General features: G+C 32.0%; 20 protein-coding genes. 13 read left to right on the forward strand and 7 right to left on the reverse strand.

The genetic code is table 11. The annotated features are described in order from the left end of the window. The first annotated feature begins 18 nt into the window (after window positions 1-18). From CLJU_RS06940 to CLJU_RS06965, 6 genes are all read left to right on the forward strand, one after another. The gene (locus CLJU_RS06940; protein WP_013238080.1) at window positions 19-618 is read left to right on the forward strand and encodes a Crp/Fnr family transcriptional regulator; all 600 of its coding nucleotides are present in this window, start codon (window positions 19-21) and stop codon (window positions 616-618) included. A 64-nt stretch (window positions 619-682) separates the two neighbouring features. After that, a complete protein-coding gene (locus tag CLJU_RS06945) occupies window positions 683-1,483 on the forward strand; it encodes an SDR family oxidoreductase (RefSeq protein ID WP_013238081.1) in 801 nt (266 codons plus the stop codon). 132 nt (window positions 1,484-1,615) lie between these two features. Further along, a complete protein-coding gene (locus CLJU_RS06950) occupies window positions 1,616-2,287 on the forward strand; it encodes a response regulator transcription factor (protein ID WP_013238082.1) in 672 nt (223 codons plus the stop codon). 1 nt (window position 2,288) lies between these two features. After that, on the forward strand, window positions 2,289-3,302 hold the full coding sequence (locus CLJU_RS06955) for a sensor histidine kinase (RefSeq protein ID WP_013238083.1): 1,014 nt from the start codon (window positions 2,289-2,291) through the stop codon (window positions 3,300-3,302). Window positions 3,303-3,460: 158 nt separating this feature from the next. Next, window positions 3,461-4,840, forward strand: a complete 1,380-nt coding sequence (locus CLJU_RS06960; RefSeq protein WP_013238084.1) for an MATE family efflux transporter — start codon at window positions 3,461-3,463, stop codon at window positions 4,838-4,840. 40 nt (window positions 4,841-4,880) lie between these two features. Then, a complete protein-coding gene (locus tag CLJU_RS06965) occupies window positions 4,881-5,225 on the forward strand; it encodes a cupin domain-containing protein (protein WP_013238085.1) in 345 nt (114 codons plus the stop codon). Between the two features lie 25 nt (window positions 5,226-5,250). Here the strand turns inward: CLJU_RS06965 and CLJU_RS06970 are convergent, their stop codons facing one another. Then, window positions 5,251-5,682 carry a MerR family transcriptional regulator gene (locus CLJU_RS06970; protein ID WP_013238086.1) on the reverse strand — a complete coding sequence of 144 codons (432 nt, stop codon included), beginning with the start codon at window positions 5,680-5,682 and terminating at the stop codon, window positions 5,251-5,253. A 136-nt stretch (window positions 5,683-5,818) separates the two neighbouring features. On the opposite strand from CLJU_RS06970, the gene CLJU_RS06975 reads away from it, so the two are divergent. From CLJU_RS06975 to CLJU_RS06990, 4 genes are all read left to right on the forward strand, one after another. Next, a complete protein-coding gene (locus tag CLJU_RS06975; RefSeq protein WP_013238087.1) occupies window positions 5,819-6,331 on the forward strand; it encodes a flavodoxin in 513 nt (170 codons plus the stop codon). Window positions 6,332-6,416: 85 nt separating this feature from the next. Next, the gene (locus CLJU_RS06980; RefSeq protein WP_013238088.1) at window positions 6,417-7,382 is read left to right on the forward strand and encodes a metallophosphoesterase family protein; all 966 of its coding nucleotides are present in this window, start codon (window positions 6,417-6,419) and stop codon (window positions 7,380-7,382) included. Between the two features lie 138 nt (window positions 7,383-7,520). Next, complete coding sequence (locus tag CLJU_RS06985) at window positions 7,521-8,288, forward strand: ABC transporter ATP-binding protein (RefSeq protein ID WP_013238089.1); 768 nt, start codon at window positions 7,521-7,523, stop codon at window positions 8,286-8,288. Beyond that, a complete protein-coding gene (locus CLJU_RS06990; RefSeq protein WP_013238090.1) occupies window positions 8,281-10,224 on the forward strand; it encodes an ABC transporter permease in 1,944 nt (647 codons plus the stop codon). Before CLJU_RS06985 ends, CLJU_RS06990 begins: the two co-directional genes overlap by 8 nt. A 60-nt stretch (window positions 10,225-10,284) precedes the next feature. Here the strand turns inward: CLJU_RS06990 and CLJU_RS06995 are convergent, their stop codons facing one another. Together CLJU_RS06995 and CLJU_RS07000 are read right to left on the reverse strand one after the other, a co-directional pair. Then, complete coding sequence (locus CLJU_RS06995; RefSeq protein ID WP_013238091.1) at window positions 10,285-11,487, reverse strand: MFS transporter; 1,203 nt, start codon at window positions 11,485-11,487, stop codon at window positions 10,285-10,287. Between the two features lie 111 nt (window positions 11,488-11,598). Beyond that, window positions 11,599-12,807, reverse strand: a complete 1,209-nt coding sequence (locus tag CLJU_RS07000; RefSeq protein WP_013238092.1) for an MFS transporter — start codon at window positions 12,805-12,807, stop codon at window positions 11,599-11,601. Between the two features lie 537 nt (window positions 12,808-13,344). On the opposite strand from CLJU_RS07000, the gene CLJU_RS07005 reads away from it, so the two are divergent. After that, window positions 13,345-14,559, forward strand: coding sequence for an LL-diaminopimelate aminotransferase (locus CLJU_RS07005; RefSeq protein WP_013238093.1), 1,215 nt, complete (start codon window positions 13,345-13,347; stop codon window positions 14,557-14,559). Between the two features lie 112 nt (window positions 14,560-14,671). Here CLJU_RS07005 and CLJU_RS07010 read toward each other — a convergent pair whose 3' ends face one another. The 4 genes from CLJU_RS07010 to CLJU_RS07025 form a co-directional block, all read right to left on the reverse strand. After that, a complete protein-coding gene (locus CLJU_RS07010) occupies window positions 14,672-16,915 on the reverse strand; it encodes an ABC transporter permease (RefSeq protein WP_013238094.1) in 2,244 nt (747 codons plus the stop codon). Then, window positions 16,915-17,613: an ABC transporter ATP-binding protein gene (locus tag CLJU_RS07015; protein WP_013238095.1), complete on the reverse strand. Its 699-nt coding sequence runs from the start codon at window positions 17,611-17,613 to the stop codon at window positions 16,915-16,917. Before CLJU_RS07015 ends, CLJU_RS07010 begins: the two co-directional genes overlap by 1 nt. 70 nt (window positions 17,614-17,683) lie before the next feature. Next, a complete protein-coding gene (gene helD / locus CLJU_RS07020) occupies window positions 17,684-19,918 on the reverse strand; it encodes an RNA polymerase recycling motor HelD (protein ID WP_013238096.1) in 2,235 nt (744 codons plus the stop codon). 560 nt (window positions 19,919-20,478) lie between these two features. Then, on the reverse strand, window positions 20,479-20,877 hold the full coding sequence (locus CLJU_RS07025) for a (deoxy)nucleoside triphosphate pyrophosphohydrolase (RefSeq protein WP_013238097.1): 399 nt from the start codon (window positions 20,875-20,877) through the stop codon (window positions 20,479-20,481). Window positions 20,878-21,269: 392 nt separating this feature from the next. On the opposite strand from CLJU_RS07025, the gene CLJU_RS07030 reads away from it, so the two are divergent. After that, window positions 21,270-21,935 (forward strand): TetR/AcrR family transcriptional regulator, encoded by a 666-nt coding sequence (locus tag CLJU_RS07030; protein WP_013238098.1) that lies wholly within the window; start codon window positions 21,270-21,272, stop codon window positions 21,933-21,935. Beyond that, a complete protein-coding gene (locus tag CLJU_RS07035) occupies window positions 21,932-24,601 on the forward strand; it encodes a PEP/pyruvate-binding domain-containing protein (RefSeq protein WP_013238099.1) in 2,670 nt (889 codons plus the stop codon). The genes CLJU_RS07030 and CLJU_RS07035 overlap by 4 nt, the downstream gene beginning before the upstream one ends. Window positions 24,602-24,662 lie beyond the last annotated feature (61 nt).

The raw sequence follows: 24,662 nt of genomic DNA on the forward strand, positions 1-24,662 counted from the left end.
AAGAGGAGAGCTTTTCACATGAATAAAAGTGTAAATGATATTTTATGGATGAATCTTTTAAAAAGTAATGGTATTTTTCTTGATGAGAAAAATATTGCTTTACTGAGGAATATTTCTAGGATTAAGGCATTAAAAAAGGATATGTTCTTTTTACAGGAAGGTGAAAAATCTACTGAAATAGGTTTTATTATTAAAGGTGTCTTTCGTTCTTATTATATTGATAAATCAGGCAATGATGTAACAAAATATTTTTATTCAGAAGGGGATATATTATTTTCTTATGCAGCATATCTATCTCAAAAAGAATCTATGTACTGTATACAAGCACTAGAAGATAGTGAAATTCTTGTAGTCAAGATTTCTGATTTTGAAAAAATAGTAGAAGGAAATTATCAATTACTTTTATTCTACAAGAAAATGATTGATAAGGTACTTGTTATAAAAGAAGAGCATGCAATTAGTTTTAAATTATTAGACAGTGTAAAACGTTATAAACAATTTCTTGATACATACCCTAGTTTGGAAGAACGTGTTAAGCAGTGTCATATTGCATACTATTTAGGAATAACTCCTGTATCTCTTAGCAGAATAAGAAGAAAATTAAATATTAACAAATGATAATGCAATAAATCTCCAGATGATTTATTATGTACCTAAGTTTTATTACTGGAGGTTAATTGTTATGAAAAATGAAATAGTTGTTTTAATTACTGGATGCTCTACAGGAATTGGGAGAGAGCTTTGTAATATATTATCTCATAAAGGATGTACGGTTGTTGCAACAGCAAGAAATGTGGAAGCCTTAAAGGATTTATCTGCATTCTTAAAATTACCGCTAGATGTTACCAAAAAAGAATCTATTCACAGCACAATAAATCAAGTTATATCAAAATTTCATAAAATTGATATTCTTATAAATAACGCAGGTTATTCACTTAGAGGAGCTTTAGAAGAAATTGATGTAAATAGTTCTAAAAGTATGTTTGATGTAAATGTATTTGGTATAATTAACATGGTTCAGGAGGTTATTCCAGAAATGCGTAAAAAGCAATCTGGTAAGATTATAAATATTGGTTCCATTTCAGGAAAATTTGTTCAATCCATCAATGGGGTTTATTGTGCATCAAAATTTGCAGTTGAGGCATTAAGTGACACACTGCGTTTAGAATTACACAGCTATAATATTCAGACCACTGTCATTGAGCCAGGTCCCATGAAAACCCATTTTTTTAATACATTAGTGGATAATTCAGGGGATCTTATGGGAAATTCCCAATCTTGTTATTCACATTTTTATAAATCAGATGATAAATATAGAAAAAAGCAAAAACAAGCTGATCCTAAAGAAGCAGCACAAGCTATTAGTAATATAATTTTGAAAAAACGAATTAATGCTCGTTATAAAGTTACTGTTCCCTTCATATATAGTATGGTTACATATTTTCCTGATTTCCTAAGAGAATATTTTATGAAAAAGAGATAAATAAAGTATTATTTTACTATTTATATTCATTGTCTCATAATATGATATTTAAATCAGATGAAATAATATGAAAATAATAGAGATTTATTGTATAATAAAAAAGGAAATTTATAAAAGTACAGGGAGTAGGATATGTATAAAATTTTAATTGTTGAAGACGATATGGCAATTGCAAAGTCAATGAAAAATTATCTCAGTGGATGGAATTATGAAACTGAATTTATAACTGATTTCAAAGACATTACTGCAGAATTCATTAAGTTTGAGCCACATCTTGTACTTTTGGATATATCCCTACCATTCTTCAATGGATATCATTGGTGCAGTGAAATTCGCAGGATATCAAGGGTACCTATTATTTTTATCTCTTCTATGTCCGATAATATGAATATCATTATGGCCGTAAATATGGGTGGTGATGATTTTATTCCCAAACCTTTTGATTTAAATATTCTTGTGGCAAAGGTGCAGGCATTGTTAAGAAGAACATATTCTTTTGGCGGAAAGATGGATATAATTGAGCATAATGGTGTAGTGCTAAATTTAAGCAGTGCTGCTATCGAATATGAAAATAAAAAAATTGAACTTACAAAAAATGAATTTAAGATACTTCAAATTTTGCTTGAGAATGTTGAAAAAGTAGTTCCAAGAGATGTTATTATGACAAGGCTTTGGGAAAGTGACAGCTATATAGATGATAATACTTTAACTGTTAATATAACCCGTCTTAGAAAAAAACTTTCAGATGCTGGTATTTGTGACTTTATTAAGACAAAAAAAGGAATTGGATATATGGTGGAATAATATGAAAGAAAAATCTTTTTTACAGCTTTTATTATGTTATGTTAAAGGTCATAAAAAAGCAATAATAATGTACGGCATTTTTATTGGAATCTTTGCTGTAGTATTTTCATTATATTCACTGCAGCTTGAGCCAGTTTTGTATGCCTTCTTTTTATCATCAATTGTAGCTTTCCTTTTTATTATTTACGATTTTATTAAGTGCTATAAAAAGCATAATGAACTTTGTATTATTGAGAAAAAGATAAATATAGGGTTAGATAAGTTGCCGGCAGCTAATAATTTAATTGAAGCTGACTATCAGAATGTTTTGCAGACACTTTATAGACAAAGTACGGAACTAATTTCAAAAACAGATATTAAGCAGTCGGAAATGATAGATTATTATACCCTATGGGCACATCAAATTAAAACACCTATTGCAGCAATGAGATTAATACTGCAAAGCGAATATAGTGAACAAAACAAGGAATTACTAGGGCAGGCCTTTAAAATTGAGCAGTATGTTGAAATGGTGCTGGGATACTTAAAGATTGATAGTGCCTCATCAGATCTGGTGCTTAAAAACTATAGTTTACTTCAGATTATAAAACAAGTTATAAGAAAGTATGCACATGTATTTGTTAAGAAAAATATAGCCCTTGATTTAAAAGAAATGGATTGTACTGTGCTGACAGATGAAAAGTGGCTGGTATTTGTAATTGAACAAATACTATGGAATGCATTAAAATATACAAGCAGCGGTAAAATATCAATATATATGGAGGAAGCTTCTAGAAAGGTGCTTGTAATTGAAGATACAGGAGTAGGCATTGCAGAGGAAGATTTGCCAAGGGTATTTGAAAAAGGTTTTACTGGATATAATGGACGTGCTGATAAAAAGGCAACGGGAATAGGGCTTTATCTTTGTAAAAAGATATTAGATAAACTTTCACACACAATAACCATTACCTCGAAGGTTGGTGTTGGAACAACGGTAAAGATAAATCTTTCTTCTGTGAAAACTATAATTGAATAATCTATCCGATGACTACCTGCTCTAATGCTCCTTCTCCAAGTGGGAGCAAAGAGCAGCTACGTCCCTGGATAACGCGGTCTAAGCATCAGGTGGAGTCAAAACTCCATCTGATGCCAAGAACCCTGTTTATGTAAAAAAATTAGGAAGGTGAATTAGAAATGGACAATATAAATGAACTTAGAAACGGAAAAATTAATAATTTGTTGTGGAAATTCTCATGGCCAGCAGTAATCGCCATGCTGATAAATTCTCTGTATAATATTATTGACCGAATATTTGTAGGACGAGGAGTTGGTTCAATTGCAATTGCAGCTACAACTGTAGCTTTTCCGATTATGCTTATTCTTATGGCAGTATCTGTACTAATTGGTGTTGGTGCTACCTCACTTATATCTATTCGTTTGGGGGAAAAGAAGCCAGAGGAAGCTGAAAAGATTATGGGGAATGCTATATTTTTGTTGATCTTACTGCCTCTGTGTATTAGCATTATTTATTTTCTTTTTAGTAATTCTATTTTGACTTTTTTTGGAGCTAGTGCCGAGGTTTTGCCTTATGCCAAAGAATTTACACATATTATAATGTTAGCATCATGGGTGGGTTCTCTGAGTATGGGAATGGTTAATTTTATTAGAGCTGAAGGTAATCCTAGAATGTCCATGTATACACAAGTAATTGGAACAGCAATTAATATAGTCCTTAATTATATTTTTGTTATGAGGCTAGGCATTGGAATTAAAGGATCTGCACTGGCAACAGTTTGTGGCCAAACATTCTCAGCCATTTGGGTCTTAAGTTATTTTCAATCGAAAGCTAGTTTCCTCAAAATACGAATAAAAAATCTCAAATTGCAGAAAAACTTGGTCATTAGTATTATGTGTATTGGTTTTGCACCTTTTTCAATGCAATTGGCTAACAGTCTTCAAAACGTTATTTTAAATAAATCATTAATGACTTATGGTGGAGACATAGCACTATCAGCTATGGGCATTGTTGGTAGTATAGCTACTTTAATGTTTATGCCCATACTTGGTGTTAGTCAGGGAGCTCAACCTATTATCGGTTTTAATTATGGTGCCCAGCAATTTGATAGAGTAAAAGAAACTTTGAAGAAAGCCATAATTGTAGGTATAGTAATTGCCACATTCAGTACTGCAGTGGTACACTTATGGCCAACTCAAATTGCTGGTATGTTTTCTAACAATAATGTAAAATTGAATAAACTAACTGCCCATGCAATGTCAATGTTTTTCCTTATGTTTCCTGTAGCGGGTTTTCAAATTGTTGCTTCTCAATATTTTCAAGCAGTTGGAAAGCCAATTCAATCTACAATCCTTGGACTATCAAGACAACTGCTGGTATTGATTCCTCTATTACTAGTATTGCCGCGCTTTTGGGGGACTGAAGGTGTATGGATGACTCCGCCTATTGCAGATATTTTATCTGCCCTTATAACTGGAATTTTTATATTCTTAGAAATGAAACATATAAATGAAAATTGTATGCCTCAAGATACCGATTTTAAAAAAGCAAATTCTTAAGAAATATTTTAATACTAAAAAATTTATGGAGGATGAAAAAATGATTAATAATGAAAAAAGAGAAATTATTAGACAAGACAATGTCAATGGAGGAAATGGATATATTTTAAAAGAAAGTTTATTGACTCTTGAATACTTGGGAGAACACTGTAAATTATTTTCAAAGATTACTTTGAAACCAGACTGCGAAATTGGATATCATGAGCATCATGATGAGACTGAAACATATTACTTTTTGTCAGGAAAGGGAATGTATCAGGATAATAAAGATGAAATTCCTGTTAAGGCAGGAGATGTTACTTTTTGTGAAGATGGCAGTGGTCATGGAGTTAAAAACACAGGAACTGAAGATATAGAGTTTGTTGCACTAATTTTAAAAAAATAAGTAAAAAAGTGAGACTTATATAGCCTCACTTTTCTGTATCTTTATTCAGAAATTTCATAGCCAGTTCTTCCTGTAAACCGGGAACTTCAGTAGTTCCCCTTTTCTTTGATATTCTGTAGAATTCGCATTTATAATTGATACGGTGAAGCGCATTTTGTAAGAGTGCAATTTGCTTTTCCGTTTTTTTCTTCTGATGAAGGAATAGCTCATATCGCTGCTCAATGGTAGAATCGCCTTCTTCACACCATTCAAAAAACTGTTTGATGTCCTTAAGTGGCATCCCTGTATTCTTTAAACATGATATCATTTTCAAGCATTCAACATCTGTATCATTAAATATTCTTATATTACCAGAAGTTCTATTGACAAGTGGGAGAAGTCCTTCTTTGTCATAGTAGCGTAGAGTTGATATGGATATGTCTAGCATTTTTGAAATATCACCAATTGAATAATTCATAAATTTCCTCCAATAAAATTAAATTAAGTATTGACCTAAAGTTAGATTTAGGTATTATTATATACCTATCATAAGATATAAATGAAGCTTATGCAAGACTAGAATATATTTTAATCAAAGAAGAAGGGGAAAAAATATGGATGTAAAAGAATTGGAAAAGGTATCTGATTTTACATTAGGGGAAGAAAATACTACTTATGTAAAGTATTTTACTGGAAAAAGCTATTTAAGTGTTTTAAATACTAAAGAAGTGGTTATATGCAATGTTACATTTGAACCAGTAAAGTCTTATACAGGTGATTATAATTCAGTAGTTGAACAAGGAAAACGGAAAGTAGACCGTGGATTTAAACCGGAAATAAAACCTCTTCTAGTAAATCTGGAAGACTATGATACGATTATTATAGGCACTCTTGTGTGGTGGTATACCTATGCCTCAGCAGTTGCAACTTTCTTATCTGAATACGATTTGTCAGGCAAGACGATAATTCCATTTGTAACGAATGGAGGATGGATTGGGCATACATTAAAGGATATTAAAAAGGTTTGTAAAAATGCCGCTGTTACAAATGTGATTGATATTGGATTTAACACAGACAAAATGGTAATGTCTGAATCCAATCTTGAGAAATGGATTGCTAGTTTGTAAGAGTTTGTTTAAAATCAAATGTATGGAAATGTAATTTTTTAGTATGCAAATTTATCAGTTATTAAAGGTAGGTGATTTAAAGTATATGAAAAAATTAAAATTAATAGTGTTAATAATATTATTAGTATCAATTTCCTTATCAATAATATATGTTAGAAGGGTTTTAATAGGAAATTATAGGGTTAAACAAGAAGAGTCTATGGATAAGAAAAAAACAGAGAATAATACTTTAAAATTTGCTGTTTTAGGTGATGTACATGGGGATATTAAAAAATTACAAAATGCTATTAATGACGTACATAGTATAGATGGAAATATGGATACTTTAATATTAAATGGTGATAATGTGGATCAAGGAGTAAAGATGCAGTACTATGCATTAGAACTTACGCTGTGGAAAAATAAGAATATTATTCCTAAAAAAATAATTAAAAATATTGGTAACCATGATTATTTTGATTATTCTAAAGGTACAAATAAGCCAAAAGATGTTCAACATTTTATAAAAATGTATTTAGATTTTGCAGGTGAAAAGTCTGTATATCATGATACCTGGATTAAAGGATACCATTTTATATCTCTGGGTTCAGAAACTGGAAATACGAAAAAGTTAGGATCGGTGGATGCTTTTTTATCACAAAATCAATTTAGTTGGCTCAAAGAAAAGTTAGGTCAAAAATATAAAAAAAATAGACCTATTTTTGTATTTTTACATCAAAATTTGGATAGTAGTATAGGATGGAAAGGATTAAAAGAAGATCAAGAAAAAGAACTTAGAGATATTCTGTCATCATATCCAGAAGTTATTTTGTTTACTTCCCATACTCATATCCTATTAAATATAGATAATGTAAAAACAAACTTACCCTTTACTACAGCACATACAGGGGCAGTTCGATATGCTATAAAGCCAGAAAAGGATGGTATAAAAAGGTTTTATAATGAAAGTCAAGGTTTATATGTACAAGTAAATGGGAATAAAGTCTTAATTAAAGGAAGAGATTTTGTAAAAAAAGAATGGGTATTTTCAAAAGAAGTTGTACACTATTGAAAATATTAAAAAATACAGTAAAAAAGTATCTTACAAACATGTAAGGTTAGAAGGAGAAATGTAAGCCAAAGTTATGGCTCTGCATTTCTCTTTTTTTTATAATTATAGTATAGTCAAAGTGAACAGGGGAGGAAGAAAATGAAGTTATTAGAAGTAAATAATTTAAAGAAAATATATTCATCAAGATTTGGAGGAAACCAGGTTCAAGCGTTAAGTGACGTAACCTTTTCAGTGGAAAAAGGAGAATATGTAGCAATTATGGGAGAGTCAGGTTCAGGAAAAACCACATTACTTAACATACTAGCATCTTTAGATAAGCCAACTAGCGGTGAGATTTTACTGCAGGGTAAGAATATTGTAGCAATTAAAGAAAGTGAAATCACTGCATTTCGTAGAGAAAATTTAGGCTTTGTATTTCAGGATTTTAACTTACTTGATACCTTTTCTTTAAAAGATAATATTTTTTTGCCACTTGTTTTATCAAGAAAATCCTATGGAGAAATGGCAAAAAAATTGAGGCCTATTGCAGAAAAATTGGGAATAGAGCAAATACTGGAGAAATTCCCTTATGAGGTATCAGGAGGTCAAAAGCAGAGAGCGGCTGTTGCCAGGGCTTTAATTACAGATCCACAGCTTATTTTAGCAGATGAGCCCACAGGAGCTCTTGATTCAAAATCAACAGATCAGCTTTTAAAATTATTTTCAGAGATTAATAATGAAGGGCAGACAATTGTTATGGTTACCCACAGTACCAAGGCAGCAAGTCATGCAGGAAGGGTACTTTTTATAAAAGATGGAGAAGTGTTTCATCAGCTTTATAGGGGTTCCATGTCAAAAGAAGAGATGTTTGAAAAAATCTCCAATACACTTACGGTGATTACTACTGGAGGTGCGGGAAATGAATAAGCTGTTTTATCCGAGACTTGCAGTAATAAACATTAAAAAGAATAGTAAAACATATTTTCCATTTATACTCACTTGTATATGTACAATTATGATGTTTTACATAATGCATGCAATTTCAATAAACAAAGGATTGGATGGAGCAAGTGGATCTGAGAGCCTAAAAACGCTTCTTTTTTTGGGAACAATAGTAATAGGAATTTTTTCAGCTATATTTCTTTTTTATACAAATAGTTTTCTTATTAAAAGACGAAAAAAAGAAATTGGACTGTATAATGTGCTGGGTCTTGAAAAAAAGCATATTGCAAAAATATTATTTTTTGAGTGCATTTTTACTTCCGTTATCAGTTTAACGGCTGGACTTATTGGTGGAATTATTTTAAATAAGCTTATGTTTCTTTTGCTCATAAAGATGCTCAATTTTAAAGTATCCTTTGGATTTTCTATTTCGGTGCCGTCTATCATAAAAACCTTAATTGTTTTTTGCAGCATTTTTTTTGTAACATTATTATCAAATTTATTTCAGATTAAAATATTAAAGCCTATTGAACTTTTAAAAGGGTCAGAGCAGGGGGAAAAAGAGCCAAAAACAAAATGGATTATGACTATTATAGGATTGGCAGCTCTTTGCGGCGGATATGGAATAGCTTTAAATGTCAAATCACCTCTTGCTGCACTTAACCTATTCTTTGGCGCAGTTATTCTAGTTATGATAGGAACTTATGCACTCTTTACAGCAGGAAGTATTGCAGTATTAAAGTTTCTCAGGAAACAGAAGAACTTTTACTATAAGACAGGTCATTTTATATCTGTTTCTGGTATGATGTACAGAATGAAACAAAATGCAGTTGGACTTGCAAATATTTGTATATTGAGTACTGCTGTACTTGTGATGCTCTCAACTACTATTTCTTTATATGCAGGTATGGAAGATATTCTAAAGCTTCGTTACCCAAGAGATATAGTTGTAACTGCTAAAGAAACTAATAAAAGTCAAATACAAAAGCTGGATGAAACTTTAAATTCAGAATTAAAAAACGGTAAAATAGATATGAAAGGTAAGCTTTACTATTTTGACAATAGCTTGGAAGTTGTAAAAAAAGATGGCAAATTTTTATCTATCAAAAAAGATCCTGGCAGGGCAAATATTTCTATAATAGAGGCTATTCCTATTTCAGATTATAATAGATTGGAAGGAAAAAATATTACTCTTCATGATAATGAAGCAATTTTTTTCTCGAAAGTAAAGAATTATACTGATGACACAATTAATATTGATAATAAGAGCTTTAAAATTAAACAAAGATTGGATAAACCTGTAGGTGGTTTAAATAATTCCATGATAGATTTGGTAGATACTTATATAATACTTGTAAATAATATAGACTCTGTAGGAAAAAATGGCTTTAAGGAATATACAACTGCCTTTAATATTAATGGTACAAATAAAGAAATACTATCAATATCCGATAAGTTAAATAAAAAATTTACAGAGAATAAAATTAAAGCTAATGCCGAAAGTGCTGCAAGTGGCAGGGAACAATTTCTTTCTTTATATGGCGGTTTGTTCTTCTTAGGAATATTTTTAGGTATATTATTCTTAATGGCAACGGTACTTATTATTTACTATAAGCAGATATCAGAGGGATATGAGGATAAGGAACGTTTTGAAATCATGCAGAAAGTGGGAATGGATAAAAAAGAAATAAAGAAAACTATAAGAAGTCAGGTATTAATGGTATTTTTCTTGCCTCTTGTTTTCACAGTAATCCATATTGCCTTTGCATTTCCAATGATCACAAAGATGCTTGCTGTTTTAGGACTAAAAAATGTAAATTTATTTATACTTTCAACCGCAGGAACGATAGTTGTTTTTGCAGCAATTTATACAATTGTATTTTCTTTGACAGCCAGGGTATATTACAAAATTGTTGAATAATATGAAGTGTGACCACCAATTGGCAATATATTGAGCCAGCTGGTGGCTTTTTATTTTACTTTAGAAATACGAAGAGCAAGTCTTTTTATTGTATATTGCATAAGCAAAAATTCCACACAGTAATGCTAAGGCACTAAAATTAAACAACCATACATAGCCCAATGAGGAAGCTATAGTTCCTCCTAGCAAAGGGCCTAGGCCCTGACCCAGGTTAGCACCAATAAAAAAAGTACTTGAAGCTAGTCCCTTTTTTTGACTTCCCAATTTATGAAAACACTCTGCTTGTAGAGCAGGTTGTGCAGTTCCCTGTCCAAATGCTTTAAAAATAGCTGCCAGAAGTATCATCCAAAGTGCACTTGCATGAGCTATTAGCAGTGCTTCTGTGATGCTGAACAATAATGCCGGATACATAACAGTTGAAAGTCCCTTTTTATCATACAGTTTTCCAGACATTGGTCTTGTGAAAATAAGAAACAATGCATTTACTGTGAAATACATTCCAATTCCATTTATCTTACGTTCTTCACCCAGTAAAACTAAAAATGAAGTGGCAAGTCCATTTCCCATAAAAAATAAGCCGCCAATTAAAGATAGTGGCAATATTTTAAATGCAATAATATCTTTTAAATGAATGGCATGTTTTTTGTCTACTGTATTTTTTATAGATATCTGATTTTTGTTTGGCAAAAAATTCATACACACTGCAGCTATTATAATTAGTACTGCTGATACTATAAAGGTTTTGGACATTCCGAATCGATTAGAAGCTTCTATTCCTATTTCGGGACCAAAGGCAGTTGCAATAATTTGACTGATTCCAAGATAACCTATACCTTCTCCCATTTTATTTTTTGGTATGAAATCCGTTGCCCAAGCGATACTTGTTGCACTAGTTATACTGAAACTAGCACCATGTATTATTCGGAAAAAAATTATAAATGTAATATTAGGTGACAAGCCATAACCTAGTGTTGCAATTCCATTTATAAAAGTACCAATTATCATTACATATTTTTTGCTAGTTCTATCTGTGAGTATTCCACCAAATGGTCCAATAAGCAATGCTGTAAATGAAAATAAACCTACAATTATGCCTGCAGTGCTTAGAGAGGCACCTAAATTGGAAGTGTACTTTGCTAAAAGTGGAAAAACAAGATAAAATGCCATGAAGGTAAGGGTATTAATCGCTAATAGGGAAATAAAATTGAAATTCCACAGTTTCATATCTTTTTTTGTTTCTAAATTTGATTTTGTTTCTGTCATATATAAATTCTTTCACCTCTAATATAATTAAATATGTTAGAAATCTAACAATTTGGTTTCTAACATTTATATTATACCTTACTAAAACCCATGTCAACTAAGGATAAGTTTTTAATTATTATTTAAATTTTCACTAACAATTTTGGATTTTGCTTTTTTTGCATTTAATGTATGCAAATAGTATATAACTATTCCAGAAAACAATAGTGCAGCACAAATATAAAAAACAGAAGTTAAACCAAATTTACCGGCTATGGTTCCTCCTATAATTGGCCCCAGTCCTTGTCCGGCATCATATCCAATAAAATAAGTACTTGTGGCAATACCTACTTTACTAGGACCTAGCTTTTTAACACAAGTAGCTTGCAGTGCTGGTGAAAGTGAACTTTGTCCTATTCCGTAGAGAACTGCCACTGCTAATATCATCCAAAGAGATGAAGAAATTACTAATAATAATGATGCCATCATAGCCATGATAAAAGCAGGAAATGCTATAATTGACAAACCTTTATTATCAAGAAGTTTACCTGAAAGTGGCCTGATAATAAGAATTACAATGGCATTTACCGTAAAATAATAACCGATATTTGATATATGTCTCTCATCGCCTAGCAAAGCTAAAAAGCTTCCGATAACTCCATTCATAAACGTAAATAAACAAGCAAGAACAGCAAAAACAATCAGTTCCTTGGCAAAAAAATCACTAATTTTAATATGAAGCTTACTTACATTTAAATTTTCTCTATTTACTGGATTATATGGAATCATGGTCATAAGAGCTGCAGCAATCATAACAATAATACAAGATAGATAAAATACATATTTAAATCCAAATTGTGATGAAATCTCCAGTCCAAGATTTGGACTTATTGCAGTTGCCAAAATATACCCAAGGCCCATGAAACCTATTCCCTCACCTATTCTTTCTTTAGGCATATATGTTGTAGACAGAGCATTAATTACTGTAACACTTACTGAAAATGATATGCCCTGAACAATTCTAAAGAAAAAAAGAGTATATATATTGTACGAAATTTTTAAACCTAATGCGGAAACCGCCAGAAATATGGTTGAAACAACTAATAAATGTTTCTTGTTAAATCTGTCAGTTGAAAATCCAGCAAACGGACGAATAATAATAGATGTAATTGCAAAAATACCAGCAACTAAACCTGCTATGGACATTGTTGCACCTAAACTAATTGTATACTTAGGTAGTATTGGTGTCATCATAGTGAAACCAATAAAGACGAGAGCATTTATTATTAGCATTAGAATAAATGAAAAGTTCCATAGATTTTCTATTTTTGATTGTTCCATAAAATCATCCCCCAAGGTTATTTTAATAATATAGTTGTAGATGAAGCATCGTACGAATACGGCCTAACTTTTATTATACTATAAATTGCAAAGTACAAGGATGAATTATGTAAAAATAGGGGAAATAATTAAAAAGTGAAAATAGAAGCTTTAGATGCAGAAATGAAGTGCCAAAGTATGGAGGAGCTGAGTATAATAATCCTATAGACAATAGACATTTAAGGGATTTTCAAAGAAATAACCAGTCAGTATGCTAGCCTATTTTTTATCATACTGCGTCGGTAGAACCCTTAGATAGGATTCACTATCTGCGGAACCTACCTCCTTGTCTGATAAACAAAGTTCTTGGCATCTGATGCTTAGAAATTGTTATCCAGGGACATAGCCGCTCTTTACTCACACTTGGGAAAGTGTGAGTATTAGAGCGGGTTAGTCATCGGATAAAAAATATACGTCGCATCTTTGACTTGTTATTTTCTTTCAAATCCCTAAGTCATTTCTTTAGAACGAGAAGAAAAAGACAGCAAGGAGGATATTATGTGTAAATTAAATGATAATTATTTAAAATTGCAAGGAAGATATTTGTTTGCAAGTATAGCAAAAAAGGTAACTAATTTTAAAAAAAGTAATCCGCATAAGAAAATTATTTCACTTGGTATTGGTGATGTAACTCAGCCATTAGCACCAGTTATTATAGAGGCACTGCATAGTTCAGTTGATGAAATGGGACATAAGGATACTTTTAAAGGATATGCACCGGAATTTGGTTATGAATTTTTAAAAAATGCAATTATAAAAGGTGATTATAACTCCCGTGGTGTGGACATTTCAATAGATGAAGTGTTTATAAATGATGGAATAAATGCTGATGCTGGTAATATTCAAGAACTATTTAGTGTAGATAATAAGATTGCAGTTTGTGACCCTGTATATCCTGTATATGTAGATTCAAATGTAATGGCTGGAAGGACAGGAACATATGATAAGGATGCACAAAGGTGGAGTGAAGTTATATATATGTCCTGTACTCCGGATAATAATTTTGTGCCGGATATTCCAGAAGAAAACCCAGATATTATATATCTATGTTTTCCAAATAATCCAACAGGGACAACGGTTACAAAAGATCAGCTTCAACTTTTGGTTGATTATGCAAATAAAGTGGAAGCTGTTATTGTATATGATGGTGCTTATGAAGCATACATTTCAGAAGATAATGTATGTCATACAATTTATGAATGTGATGGTGCAAAAAATTGTGCTGTTGAGCTTAAAAGTTTTTCAAAGAAGGCTGGATTTACAGGATTAAGGCTTGGATATACAATTGTTCCGAAGGAACTAAAATGTTCTGGAGTTTCTTTGAATAGACTTTGGGCAAGACGTTATGGAACCAAATACAATGGTACACCATATATAGTTCAGAGGGCAGGAGAAGCTGTTTATTCTGAGACTGGAAAAGAGCAGATAAAAAAGCAAATTGACTATTATAAAAATAATGCCAAAATCATTTTGGAAGGATTAAAATCAGCAGGCTACTCTGTGTATGGAGGAGTGAATGCACCATATGTATGGCTAAAGACACCGAACAATATGACTTCATGGGATTTCTTTTATTACTTATTAGAAAGAGCAAATATTGTAGGTACGCCTGGAAGTGGCTTTGGACCGATGGGAGAAGGGTATTTTAGGCTTACAGCCTTTGGAACTTACCAAAATACATTAGAGGCTGTTGAGAGAATTAAGAAAATCTAATAAATTAAATGATAGCTGTTGTAATAATAAGTAATGAAACTAGTAAAACTTCTTATAGGTGGAATAAAAGTTTTGCCTATAAGAAGTTGTTTTTGATATTAAGAGGCTTTGCTTATTCTATTCGGGATTTTAGAGCTTCGGACATAGAAATTTTATTTATTTTTTTCCTGCTTAATAGCTTTGAAAATTCATAGGTCAAGTATATGATAATAAAACCGACTATAACATAAATGTAATTTATAGTTACTGGAAAGGATACATTCATGTCTTTAGTCATTGACTTAAATAGAGCACGCATGGAGGCAAGAAGCAAAGGGACTCCAAGAATATATCCCAGCACAACTATAAAGGAGGAGCTGTTTAAAATTAGAGAATAAACCTCCTTATTTCTGTAGCCTAGAACTTTCATAAGAGATATATTTTCTTTATTTTCTTCTATTGTAAGAGCGGTAACAACATATATTACTATAAGTCCAATTATAAAGGACATAAAAGCTATACCACCTACAATAGCCTGAAGTGGCTTTGTAATTGTGTTAAAGGCATTTCTCATATCATCAACTGTTACAAAAGCTAGCAGTTTGCTCTCTGGAATGGACAATCTTTCTGTACTCCAAAGTCCAGTGTAGCTGTAAGGAGGAAACTTAAGCATGGCATTAAGTTTATTAAGAGGTATATAAATATAGCTGCCAACATAGGTTTCAGCAATATCCCCAACAGTTATACTGTATTCTTTTGAATCAAGCTTATTAACAGCTTTAATAGTATCACTTGGATTTATATTAAGCTTATCAGCTAGAGGTCTTGTTATAATAATTTTATCTGATTTTAGCAGATTTCCTGCTTTGTTTTTAAATGAAATATACTTAGAATCAGGACTTACTCCATACACTGTAAAAGTTAGATTATTATCTGATTTAAGTGAAAAGGGTATTTCAGAGAAGGCTTCACCTTTTTCTGGTTTGCCATTTTGGACGGAATTAAACACATACTGATAGTTGTATTTAAAGGCTTCACTAAAAGAATCCTTCATAAGATAATCCAAAGAACTTTTTGCTGAAAAACCCATTAAAAGCAGCATAGTTGCCATAATAACTCCAAGCATAAGAAATACACTTCTAGGTATGCTTCTAAGTAATTCTCTTATTTGAAACTTAGTATTAAAATTTAATTTATCAAGTTTTATATTTTTTTCTATAAAGCCAACCTTATTATTTTGCCTTCCACCTCTCATAAGTTCAACAGGTGAAGCTTTAAGTGATTTATTTACAATAAAATAGCTGCAGACAATCAAAAAGACTATAGGAAGCAGAATGCTCATTATCAAATAATTTATATTAAAGCTTAAAGAGCTTACAGGTATATTAAAGTAGGATACATAATAGGAAATCATAGGTTTTAAGGTTATTATCCCAAGCGTAGTTCCAAGAATACCGCCTAATAATGAAACAGCTAAAGGATACATGAGATAATGTTTCATAATTTCTCTTTTTCTATAACCTAGTGCATAAAGAGTCCCTATAACAGCAGCTTCTCTTCTTAACATTCTCAGCATTACTATACCAGTTAGAATGCAGGTAAGGATTAGGATACTCATGGGCATAGAGGAACTCATCTTATCAATTCCAGAAAGCTTTGCAGTCATATAAGTTACTCTTGGATTATCAGTTACATTCATCCAGCTCAAAATAATAATATTTTTGCTTCTTAAATAACCCTTGAGTTCGGATATTCTTTCACCTAAATTGTTTCTATCGCCATTAAATCTTACGGCATAAAAGCTATTTCCTCTGTTTATATTATTAAAATCATTTTTATTAATTACTGCAATGCCAAAGTCGTTTGGATCGTTTATAATATCTGATTCTGATTTTAGAGGATATATATAATTTGGCATAGACATAAAACCGGAAATGGTAAAATTCTGATTATATAGTTTTATACTGTCACCAATATTTAACTTATTAGCTTTTGCATAAGAGGGGTCAATAAGGATATCGCCATTGCTCAAATTTTTACCTTCAATTATTGCAGGTATGTTAACCTTGGTATTTTCCCTAAAGATCCTTAAAGTTTTATTTCCTGATATAGAATAATCAAAGGATTTTGTTTCCTCCAAGCTCATATTAAATTTTGCTTCTAAGGACTCTGGATTATTTAGTTTTTTACTTGTCATAAAGGTTGCATCTTCCTGCTTATAGTCTCTTTCAAAAGAAGATAATAATCTTGATAAATTTATAGAAACCAAATTAAACATTGTAAAAAGCAGACAGCTAAAAATAATAAGCAGCAAGGAACCAAGGTATTGAGATTTACTTTCCAGCATGGTTCTCTTAATTTTTTTATTTATAATCATTACCACTCAATCCTTTCTGCAGGAATAATCTCTTTATTGACTTCACTATCTACAATTTCTCCACTTCGTACCCTATAGACCCTGTTTGCCATAGAACTGATTGCATTATTATGTGTTATCATAAGTATGGTTGAACCAAAGTCCTTGTTAATTCTCTGAAGAAGTTTTAATATCTCCCTGGAGGTTGAAAAATCAAGTGCACCAGTTGGTTCATCGCATAATAAAAGCTTTGGATTTTTAACTATTGCTCTTGCAATGGAGATTCTTTGCTGCTCACCACCGCTTAATTCCCTTGGAAATCTATATTTTTTATCAAGCATACCTACAGCTTTTAAAACCTCATCAGTATTAAGAGGAGAACTACTTATGTTTGAAACAACCTCAATATTTTCCCCAGCAGTTAGGTTAGGTATTAAGTTGTAAAATTGAAATATAAAACCTATATTTTTTCTTCTATAGTCAGTAAGTTCAGTATCATTTAGTTTAGTAATTTCAAGGTTATCTACTAAAACAGTACCAAAGTCACATTTATCAATTCCACCTATAATATTGATGAGAGTTGATTTGCCAGAACCAGAAGGACCAAGTATAACTCCAATTTCACCCTTATCTAAATCCATTTGTATACCATTTAAAACAGTGGTAGTTATATCAGTTGTTTTATAGCTTTTCTTTAAATTTTTTACTATTAAGAACATCTATTTTATTCCTTTCACTATTTTTATTGTTATTAGTTTGGGCATAGGAGGGAGTTTTATTCTACATTTATTAATCATGCAATAATGGAGTACAGTTGCCTGAATAATATATGCGCAAAACATGAAGAGCTCTGGTACAAGCAGTATAAAGCAGAAGCCTTTCCTCCTCACAGCAATAATTTTCATCTCCTGCATTATATATAAGCACTACATCAAATTCTAACCCTTTAGCAAGATATGCTGGGATTACCAAGGTATCACTTACATATTCGTCATCATCCTTCAAGATAGCTTTGACATGAACCTTTTCTTTTAAAAAATTGTATATTTCATTTGCTTCTTTTACAGTCCTTGTTATAATACCAATGGATTTATAACCTTTCTCCTTATGGACTTTTATATCCTCAAGAAATTTTTCTTTTATAGCTTTTTCATCTGAAAAACCAAGGATTAAAGGTTCAGCTCCACTTCTTTCTACACATCCATCAGTAATCTCCTTGCCAAGTAGCCTTCTGGAGAACTTAGTAATTTCCATGGTTGACCTGTAACTTTTGGTTAAATTTATTATGCAAGTATTATCTTTAGGAAATATATGAGAGATGTTGTTATAATCTCCTACATTCATAAATGGATTGATGGATTGATTAAGGTCGCCTAGTATAGTCATATTAGCATGCTTAAAAAGTTGATAAAAAATTTCATATTGCAATGGTGTATAATCTTGTGCTTCGTCAATAATAACATATTTGATTTCTGAGGTTTTAGGAATTCCTTCTAGTGCTCCTTTAAGATATAGAAGAGGAGGTTGATCCTCATAATTAAGCTTCCCAGCCTTTAAATTTTCCAAAGTATAGCTTTTTATTTCAGCAATTTCTTTCTCGCTGTATCCAGTATTACAATTTGCAGAAAAACATTCCAATTTCATAAAAAGCTTTTTATAAATATCTATTAAATCAAACTCTGTCATTTTATTGATTTTAGAATATATATCCTTCATTTCATTTTTTACAATAGCTATACTACGATTCCTAATTTCTATTTTATCTATATAAGAATCTGACTCCTTAAGTTCACTGGCTGCTTTTTTAACCCAATCTTTTTCATAAGGTTCCATAAGAAATAATATTCTTTCTCTTATCTTTTGAAGTCTCCTTTTTAGTGGAAGCTGTATATAATCTTTAAAAAACAGCTCCTGCAAATCCTTAGAGGAGATTATTAACTTGTCTCTTATAATAATATCTTTAAAATTTCTATCTTCTTTTTCAGTATAATCTACATATTTTTTTAATATATCTATAAATTGCATGGAAGATTTATATTTTATACTCATTATTCTTTTTGGATACATTGGATCTTCCTTAGCTGCAAGAATAGTTTCCATCATTTCACTGTAATCTTCCTTTTTAAAAGCAGATTCTAAGACCTTTTGCATATATTCTTTAAATGTAGTTTGACATATATTGTCTTCGCCAAGCTGAGGTAATACATTGGAAATATACTCATTAAAAATTTCATTTGGAGAAAATATTATTATATTTTTTGATGCTATTTTATCTCTATGCTTATATAGGATGTATGCAATTCTATGAAGAGCAATGGAAGTTTTTCCACTTCCAGCAGGCCCCTGAACAATCAAATTTTTATAATCCTCATTACGAATTATTTTATTTTGCTCTCTTTGAATAGTTGTCACTATATTCTTCATCTTACTATCAGTGCTTTTGCTCAAGATACCTTGAAGTATTTCATCGTCAATATTTAGATTGCTGTCAAACATATACTCAATTTTGCCATTATTGATTTTGTACTGTCTTTTTAAAGCAATTTCACCATGAATTTTTCCTTCAGGGCATATATAATTAGCTTTCCCGATTTCATAATCATAGTACATGCTGGAAATGGGTGCTCTCCAATCATATACTAGAAAATCAAAATTGTCATTGATAAGATTAAAGCTTCCAATATAACACTTTTGAGTTTTCTCATCTCCTCTTTCAAGAAAATCCATCCTCCCAAAGTAGGGGGATAAAAGTATTTTTTTATATTTTTCTTCAAGTTTTCTCACAAATTCATGTCTTTTTTTCTGTATCTTCATAGTTGTGATGAATTCCATAAAGTCTACAACCTGCTCCAATCCATTAGCTATGGATAAAGGCCCTACATCCTCCCAAAGCTGCTTTTGTGTTTCAATAGAATCCTTTCTAAATTTTTCTTTAAAAGCATGTTTTTCATTAAATTGTTTTCGAGCTTCTTTGAGCACTTCCTGCAGCCATTGATTTTCCAGTTTCCATTCAAAGTTGTTCAATTAATCCCATCCTTTCCTCAATAACAAATAATTCAGTAAGGTTACCATAAAAAAACATTGACATTGCTTTAAGAAAATAGTATAATATAATAGAGAAAGTATATTATACATAGATATGTGACATCAGTAAATTCATATTATCATTTTTGTTTTGGGGTGTCAATGATTATGCGCCTTTTTTTATTGACTTTAAGTATCTACATATTAACAATTATGACTTTCATTTCCAACACAATGGCAATGTAATTTATTAAGTATTTCTTTCGTTGATTATTATGTGCTCTATTCATAGAACAACTATAAGTGGATTTGCAACAAATCTGTTTATAGTTCTTTTTATGTGAATATTTGTTTAAACAGGCAGAATTGTAGGATATAATAAAGTAAGAAATTGTTTTTTATGTTTTAAAACATCATTGAGTTTTAGATTTAACGACAAATTTGGATTTATAGAAGAGGAAATGAAAGAGCTTATAGAATATTATAATTTAAAATATAGCGTAAAAGAAATTTCAGTAAATTTATATACGGAGTTTATAAAAAAGGTATAGCGTTTTTTACTATACCCTTTCTGATATTAACTTTTTAGCTGTAGGAATATCTGCTGGAGCCCATTTTAAAGAAGAGAGGTTGTCTCTTTTTAACCATATCAGTTTAGAATGTTCATTGGCTGTAGGGGTACCTGATACTAATTTGCACTTTATAGTAATCAGATTTACTATAAAAGCATCATATTCATGAGTATTGTCATTAAATACATCCAAGTATTCTACAGTGCATTTTAACTCCTCTTTTATTTCTCTTTCTATAGCTTGTTTGAAATTTTCACCTTTCTCAACTTTCCCACCTGGAAATTCCCATTTGTTTGGCAGGGACATTTTTGGAGAACGAAGGGCACATAGTATTTCATTATTTTCATTTTCTATAACAGCCCCAACTACTTTTAATGTTTTCTTCATTTTAGTCACACCTTTCTCTAGACAAGTTTAGCACATATGGACGCTTAAATTTGATTCTGCTTATATAATCTAAATCCAGTTATAATCAATTTATTCCAATCAGTTTTTTCATTATTAATCCAACTGTGTTCAATATTAAGTTCTTTTAACCAAGCATTAAGTCTATTACTTACATTTTCTATTTATACATTGTTTAACGACAATAGGTAATTATATCATAAAACTATTTATCATACAAAAACAATTTCCATTCTTATTTATATTATTTTGGATCTTGACAAAGGAAACTATGAGGAATACAATTAAAACAACTTTTACACATTGTGTAAAGTTATACTATGTATAAAATAATAAATATATGTTGATATAGAATGTATACAAGGAGGTATAAAATGGATACCAGAGAAATGATGGCTGAAAGCAGAATAGAGAGAAAGAAAAGGGAGACCAGGCAGAAAATTGTCAAGATTGCTATGGATTTATTCCACAGTCAGGGGTTTGACAATACAACAATGGAGCAGATAGCAGAAAAAACAGATATTGCTAGAAAAACTTTATATAACTACTTTCCAGTAAAAGAGGCTATAGTTGATGAATATGTAAGAGGGGTTTCACAGGAGTTAGCTAAAGAAAATTTTAAAACTATACAAGATCTTGCAGATACCAAATCTCGTCTGCTGGCTGCTCTTAATCATTCTTATGATTGGGTTGAAAAAAATCCTGAAATTACAGCAATATGCATTAATTACCGTCTAGGAAGCATGGGTAAGGAACCAGGATTTCAAAGTGCTGAAACAGGAACTCAGAGTATATTGAAAAAAGTTATAAAATTGGGACAAGAGGAAGGTGAAATAAAGCCTGATGTCTCAATTGAACTATTGGTAAGACATATAGATCTTCTTAGAAGTACAATGACTTTTGAATGGCTTAATGATCCCTCAAAGTTTGAACTCCATGAAGAAATATCCAAATTGGTAGATTTATTTCTATATGGTGCGGCCAGCAAGGTAGATAGTTCTAAAAAATCTGATATAAGTAAGGGAGGCTGCTTAAGATGAAGTATCTTTTGAATTGGAAGGAAGCTTTTGAGTCAGGTGTATCAATGGTTGGAGGTAAAGGTTGGAATTTAGGAAGGTTAGATCAATATGGTTTCAATATTCCTCAAGGAGGAGTATTGACTGCCAAGGCTTATAATGAGTACATCAAGTACAATGAATTACAAAAAATAATTGATGAAGTTGTTTCAGCCACTACTCTGGACAATTTAGATGAAGTTCATGTTAAAGATAAATTGAATCAGTTAAACAAAAAAATAATAAGTGGCTCAATACCACCAGCTATTATTCAGGAGTTATCTACATATATTAACAGCTGTGGGAAACTAAAAAAATTCTGGGCTGTGAGATCCTCTGCGGTTGCGGAAGATTCTGAAAAGGCATCTTTTGCTGGCATACATGATTCATTTTTGAATGTTTGCAGTTTAGAGGACATACTGTCAGCAGTGAAAGGATGTTATGCTTCCCTGTGGTCTCCTAGAGCTGTGTCATATCGCAAAAAGATGAATATAAGTGATGATGATGTAAAAGCAGCAGTAGTGATCATGGAGATGGTGGAAGCTAAAGCTGCTGGAGTAGGTTTTACTTGTGATCTTTTATCAGGACGCCAGGATGTTATAGTGATTAACGCTAATTTTGGGTTGGGTGAGTCAGTGGTATCTGGTACAGTAGAGCCAGATACATATTATTTAGAAGCTGAAGCTGTAAATGCAAGTCCACATTTAATATCGAGAAAAATTGGACACAAGCAAGGGATGGTTGTCAGAAGTGAAAATGGTGGAACTCAATTTATTAAGTCAGAGGAAATGTCTTTACAGCAGGTACTGCAGGATAAGGAAATTGAAAAGCTTGGCAGGCTTTTGCTGAGAGTATTTGACGCCTTAGGTAATGGCGATCAGCATCAGGATGTGGAGTGGGTTTATGATGGACATGATTTTGTTTTGGTTCAAGCACGGCCAATAACCACTATTCCACGAAAAACATTTCCTGCTTTGAAGAACCAACCGGATATTTGGTCTAATGGCAATTATAGAGATGCTGTACCCATGGTTCAGTCACCTTTAAATCGGCGCTTAATGAAAAATATCATTGATACTATGCATCAGGGATTTTTTACTGGGGTAGATTATGATTTTCCTGAAGGATTGCAATTTTCTAGGTTTTTCAATGGAAGGCTTTATTGCAATATATCAGTTCAGCAGTGGGGGAATTATGATGCAATGGGGGCCTTGCCTCAAGGTTTTGGCGTCTTTTGGGGTGGTCACCAGAAGGATATGAAAATAGATGACCCTGATCCCTATGGTGGAGTAATTGGATTAAAGAGGAAAGAACGTGTAGCTAAGAACATGGATTTGGTTAAACAAGGCAAGGAAAACTCTGCCCGAATTTGGAGCAAGATCACGGCTTCAGTAAAGTCAATAACCAGTGAAAAACTTAGTAAGTGGACAGATCAAGATTTTATTAACAAGTATAATGAATTAGGCAGCATCGTCAAAGGTATGGCTAAAGAGTTCATGTTTTTAAGTGCAGCAGGCAGCATGCCAGTTATGTATTTATTAAACATCCTCACTGAGTATTTTTCAGATAAAGCTCTAGTGGTGATAAATGCATTAATGGTTGGAGGAACAGCAGATATAACCAGTGCTGATCAAGGCTATAGGTTGGTTGAAATGGCTGAACTGGCTCGTAAGGATTCTTATGCTGTTAAATATTTTAATGATGCTAACTTTGATCCTATGAAATGGGAAGTAAAGCTGCCTGAAAGCTCTCTCTTTAAGAAAGCCTTTCATGAGTTTATACAAGAATATGGTCATCGGGCAGTTTATGAGCTGGATATTATAAATCCTAGGTGGAGAGAAGATCCATCTTATTTGCTTGGAATTATACGTAGTACTATAAATACTGCTGACATTGGGAGGCTTAAGAAGGAACAAAAAGAAAAATTGGAACAAGTCTGGGGTGAAATCAAAGAAAAAGTGCCTACTATTAAGCATTCTGAAATAAGAAAGCTTGTTAAAGAATGCCAGGATGGAGCGGCAGTTAGGGAGAAGAATAAATCTGTGCTGGCATTGATTATGGATGCATACCGAATAATTGCCAGAGAATTAGGACATCGCTTTTATGAAAGGAGTATAATTAAAGAACCAGATGATGTGTTTTTTTGTACATGGCCAGAACTTTTTTCAGTATTGAGCGGTGAATGGGATGGCAGAGGGCTCCAGTTTCTCATTGCTGCGAGGAAAGAATGGAAGAAAAAAATGGAATTGCTTGCTCCACCAGATGTAATTTACGGAGAAACTCCAAAGTTTACAGAACCAGTTATAGAGAGTTCTAACAATTACCTCACTGGAATACCAGTTGCTGCTGGAAAAGCTGCTGGATTAGTTAGGAGGATAATCAATCCAAATGATGGAGGACGACTTCAGCCAGGAGAGGTCATGGTAGCACCATCCACTGACCCAGGGTGGACACCATTGTTTTTAAAAGCAGGAGCTGTTGTTATGGAAACAGGAGGTTTTTTATCCCATGGAGCCATTGTAGCCAGAGAATATGGAATTCCAGCAGTGGTGAATGTACCAGGAGTAATGGGTATGCTTAAAGACGGACAGAAAATAGTAGTGGATGGAGACAAGGGTAAAATATTTCTTGTGGATGAAGGTATTGAGTAGAAGTTAACATTATTCAATAAATAAAAGCCAATGCTAAAAACTAAGCATTGGCTTTAAATTC

Origin of the sequence: Clostridium ljungdahlii DSM 13528 (assembly GCF_000143685.1) — a bacterium.
In the GTDB taxonomy this organism is placed as follows: Bacteria; Bacillota; Clostridia; order Clostridiales; family Clostridiaceae; genus Clostridium_B; species Clostridium_B ljungdahlii.

Coding starts and splice junctions, on each gene's coding strand:
- CLJU_RS06940 (WP_013238080.1), top strand. CDS start 19: ATGAATAAAAGTGTAAATGATATTTTATGGATGAATCTTTTAAAAAGT.
- CLJU_RS06945 (WP_013238081.1), top strand. CDS start 683: ATGAAAAATGAAATAGTTGTTTTAATTACTGGATGCTCTACAGGAATT.
- CLJU_RS06950 (WP_013238082.1), top strand. CDS start 1,616: ATGTATAAAATTTTAATTGTTGAAGACGATATGGCAATTGCAAAGTCA.
- CLJU_RS06955 (WP_013238083.1), top strand. CDS start 2,289: ATGAAAGAAAAATCTTTTTTACAGCTTTTATTATGTTATGTTAAAGGT.
- CLJU_RS06960 (WP_013238084.1), top strand. CDS start 3,461: ATGGACAATATAAATGAACTTAGAAACGGAAAAATTAATAATTTGTTG.
- CLJU_RS06965 (WP_013238085.1), top strand. CDS start 4,881: ATGATTAATAATGAAAAAAGAGAAATTATTAGACAAGACAATGTCAAT.
- CLJU_RS06970 (WP_013238086.1), bottom strand. CDS start 5,682: ATGAATTATTCAATTGGTGATATTTCAAAAATGCTAGACATATCCATA.
- CLJU_RS06975 (WP_013238087.1), top strand. CDS start 5,819: ATGGATGTAAAAGAATTGGAAAAGGTATCTGATTTTACATTAGGGGAA.
- CLJU_RS06980 (WP_013238088.1), top strand. CDS start 6,417: ATGAAAAAATTAAAATTAATAGTGTTAATAATATTATTAGTATCAATT.
- CLJU_RS06985 (WP_013238089.1), top strand. CDS start 7,521: ATGAAGTTATTAGAAGTAAATAATTTAAAGAAAATATATTCATCAAGA.
- CLJU_RS06990 (WP_013238090.1), top strand. CDS start 8,281: ATGAATAAGCTGTTTTATCCGAGACTTGCAGTAATAAACATTAAAAAG.
- CLJU_RS06995 (WP_013238091.1), bottom strand. CDS start 11,487: ATGACAGAAACAAAATCAAATTTAGAAACAAAAAAAGATATGAAACTG.
- CLJU_RS07000 (WP_013238092.1), bottom strand. CDS start 12,807: ATGGAACAATCAAAAATAGAAAATCTATGGAACTTTTCATTTATTCTA.
- CLJU_RS07005 (WP_013238093.1), top strand. CDS start 13,345: ATGTGTAAATTAAATGATAATTATTTAAAATTGCAAGGAAGATATTTG.
- CLJU_RS07010 (WP_013238094.1), bottom strand. CDS start 16,915: ATGATTATAAATAAAAAAATTAAGAGAACCATGCTGGAAAGTAAATCT.
- CLJU_RS07015 (WP_013238095.1), bottom strand. CDS start 17,613: ATGTTCTTAATAGTAAAAAATTTAAAGAAAAGCTATAAAACAACTGAT.
- CLJU_RS07025 (WP_013238097.1), bottom strand. CDS start 20,877: ATGAAGAAAACATTAAAAGTAGTTGGGGCTGTTATAGAAAATGAAAAT.
- CLJU_RS07030 (WP_013238098.1), top strand. CDS start 21,270: ATGGATACCAGAGAAATGATGGCTGAAAGCAGAATAGAGAGAAAGAAA.
- CLJU_RS07035 (WP_013238099.1), top strand. CDS start 21,932: ATGAAGTATCTTTTGAATTGGAAGGAAGCTTTTGAGTCAGGTGTATCA.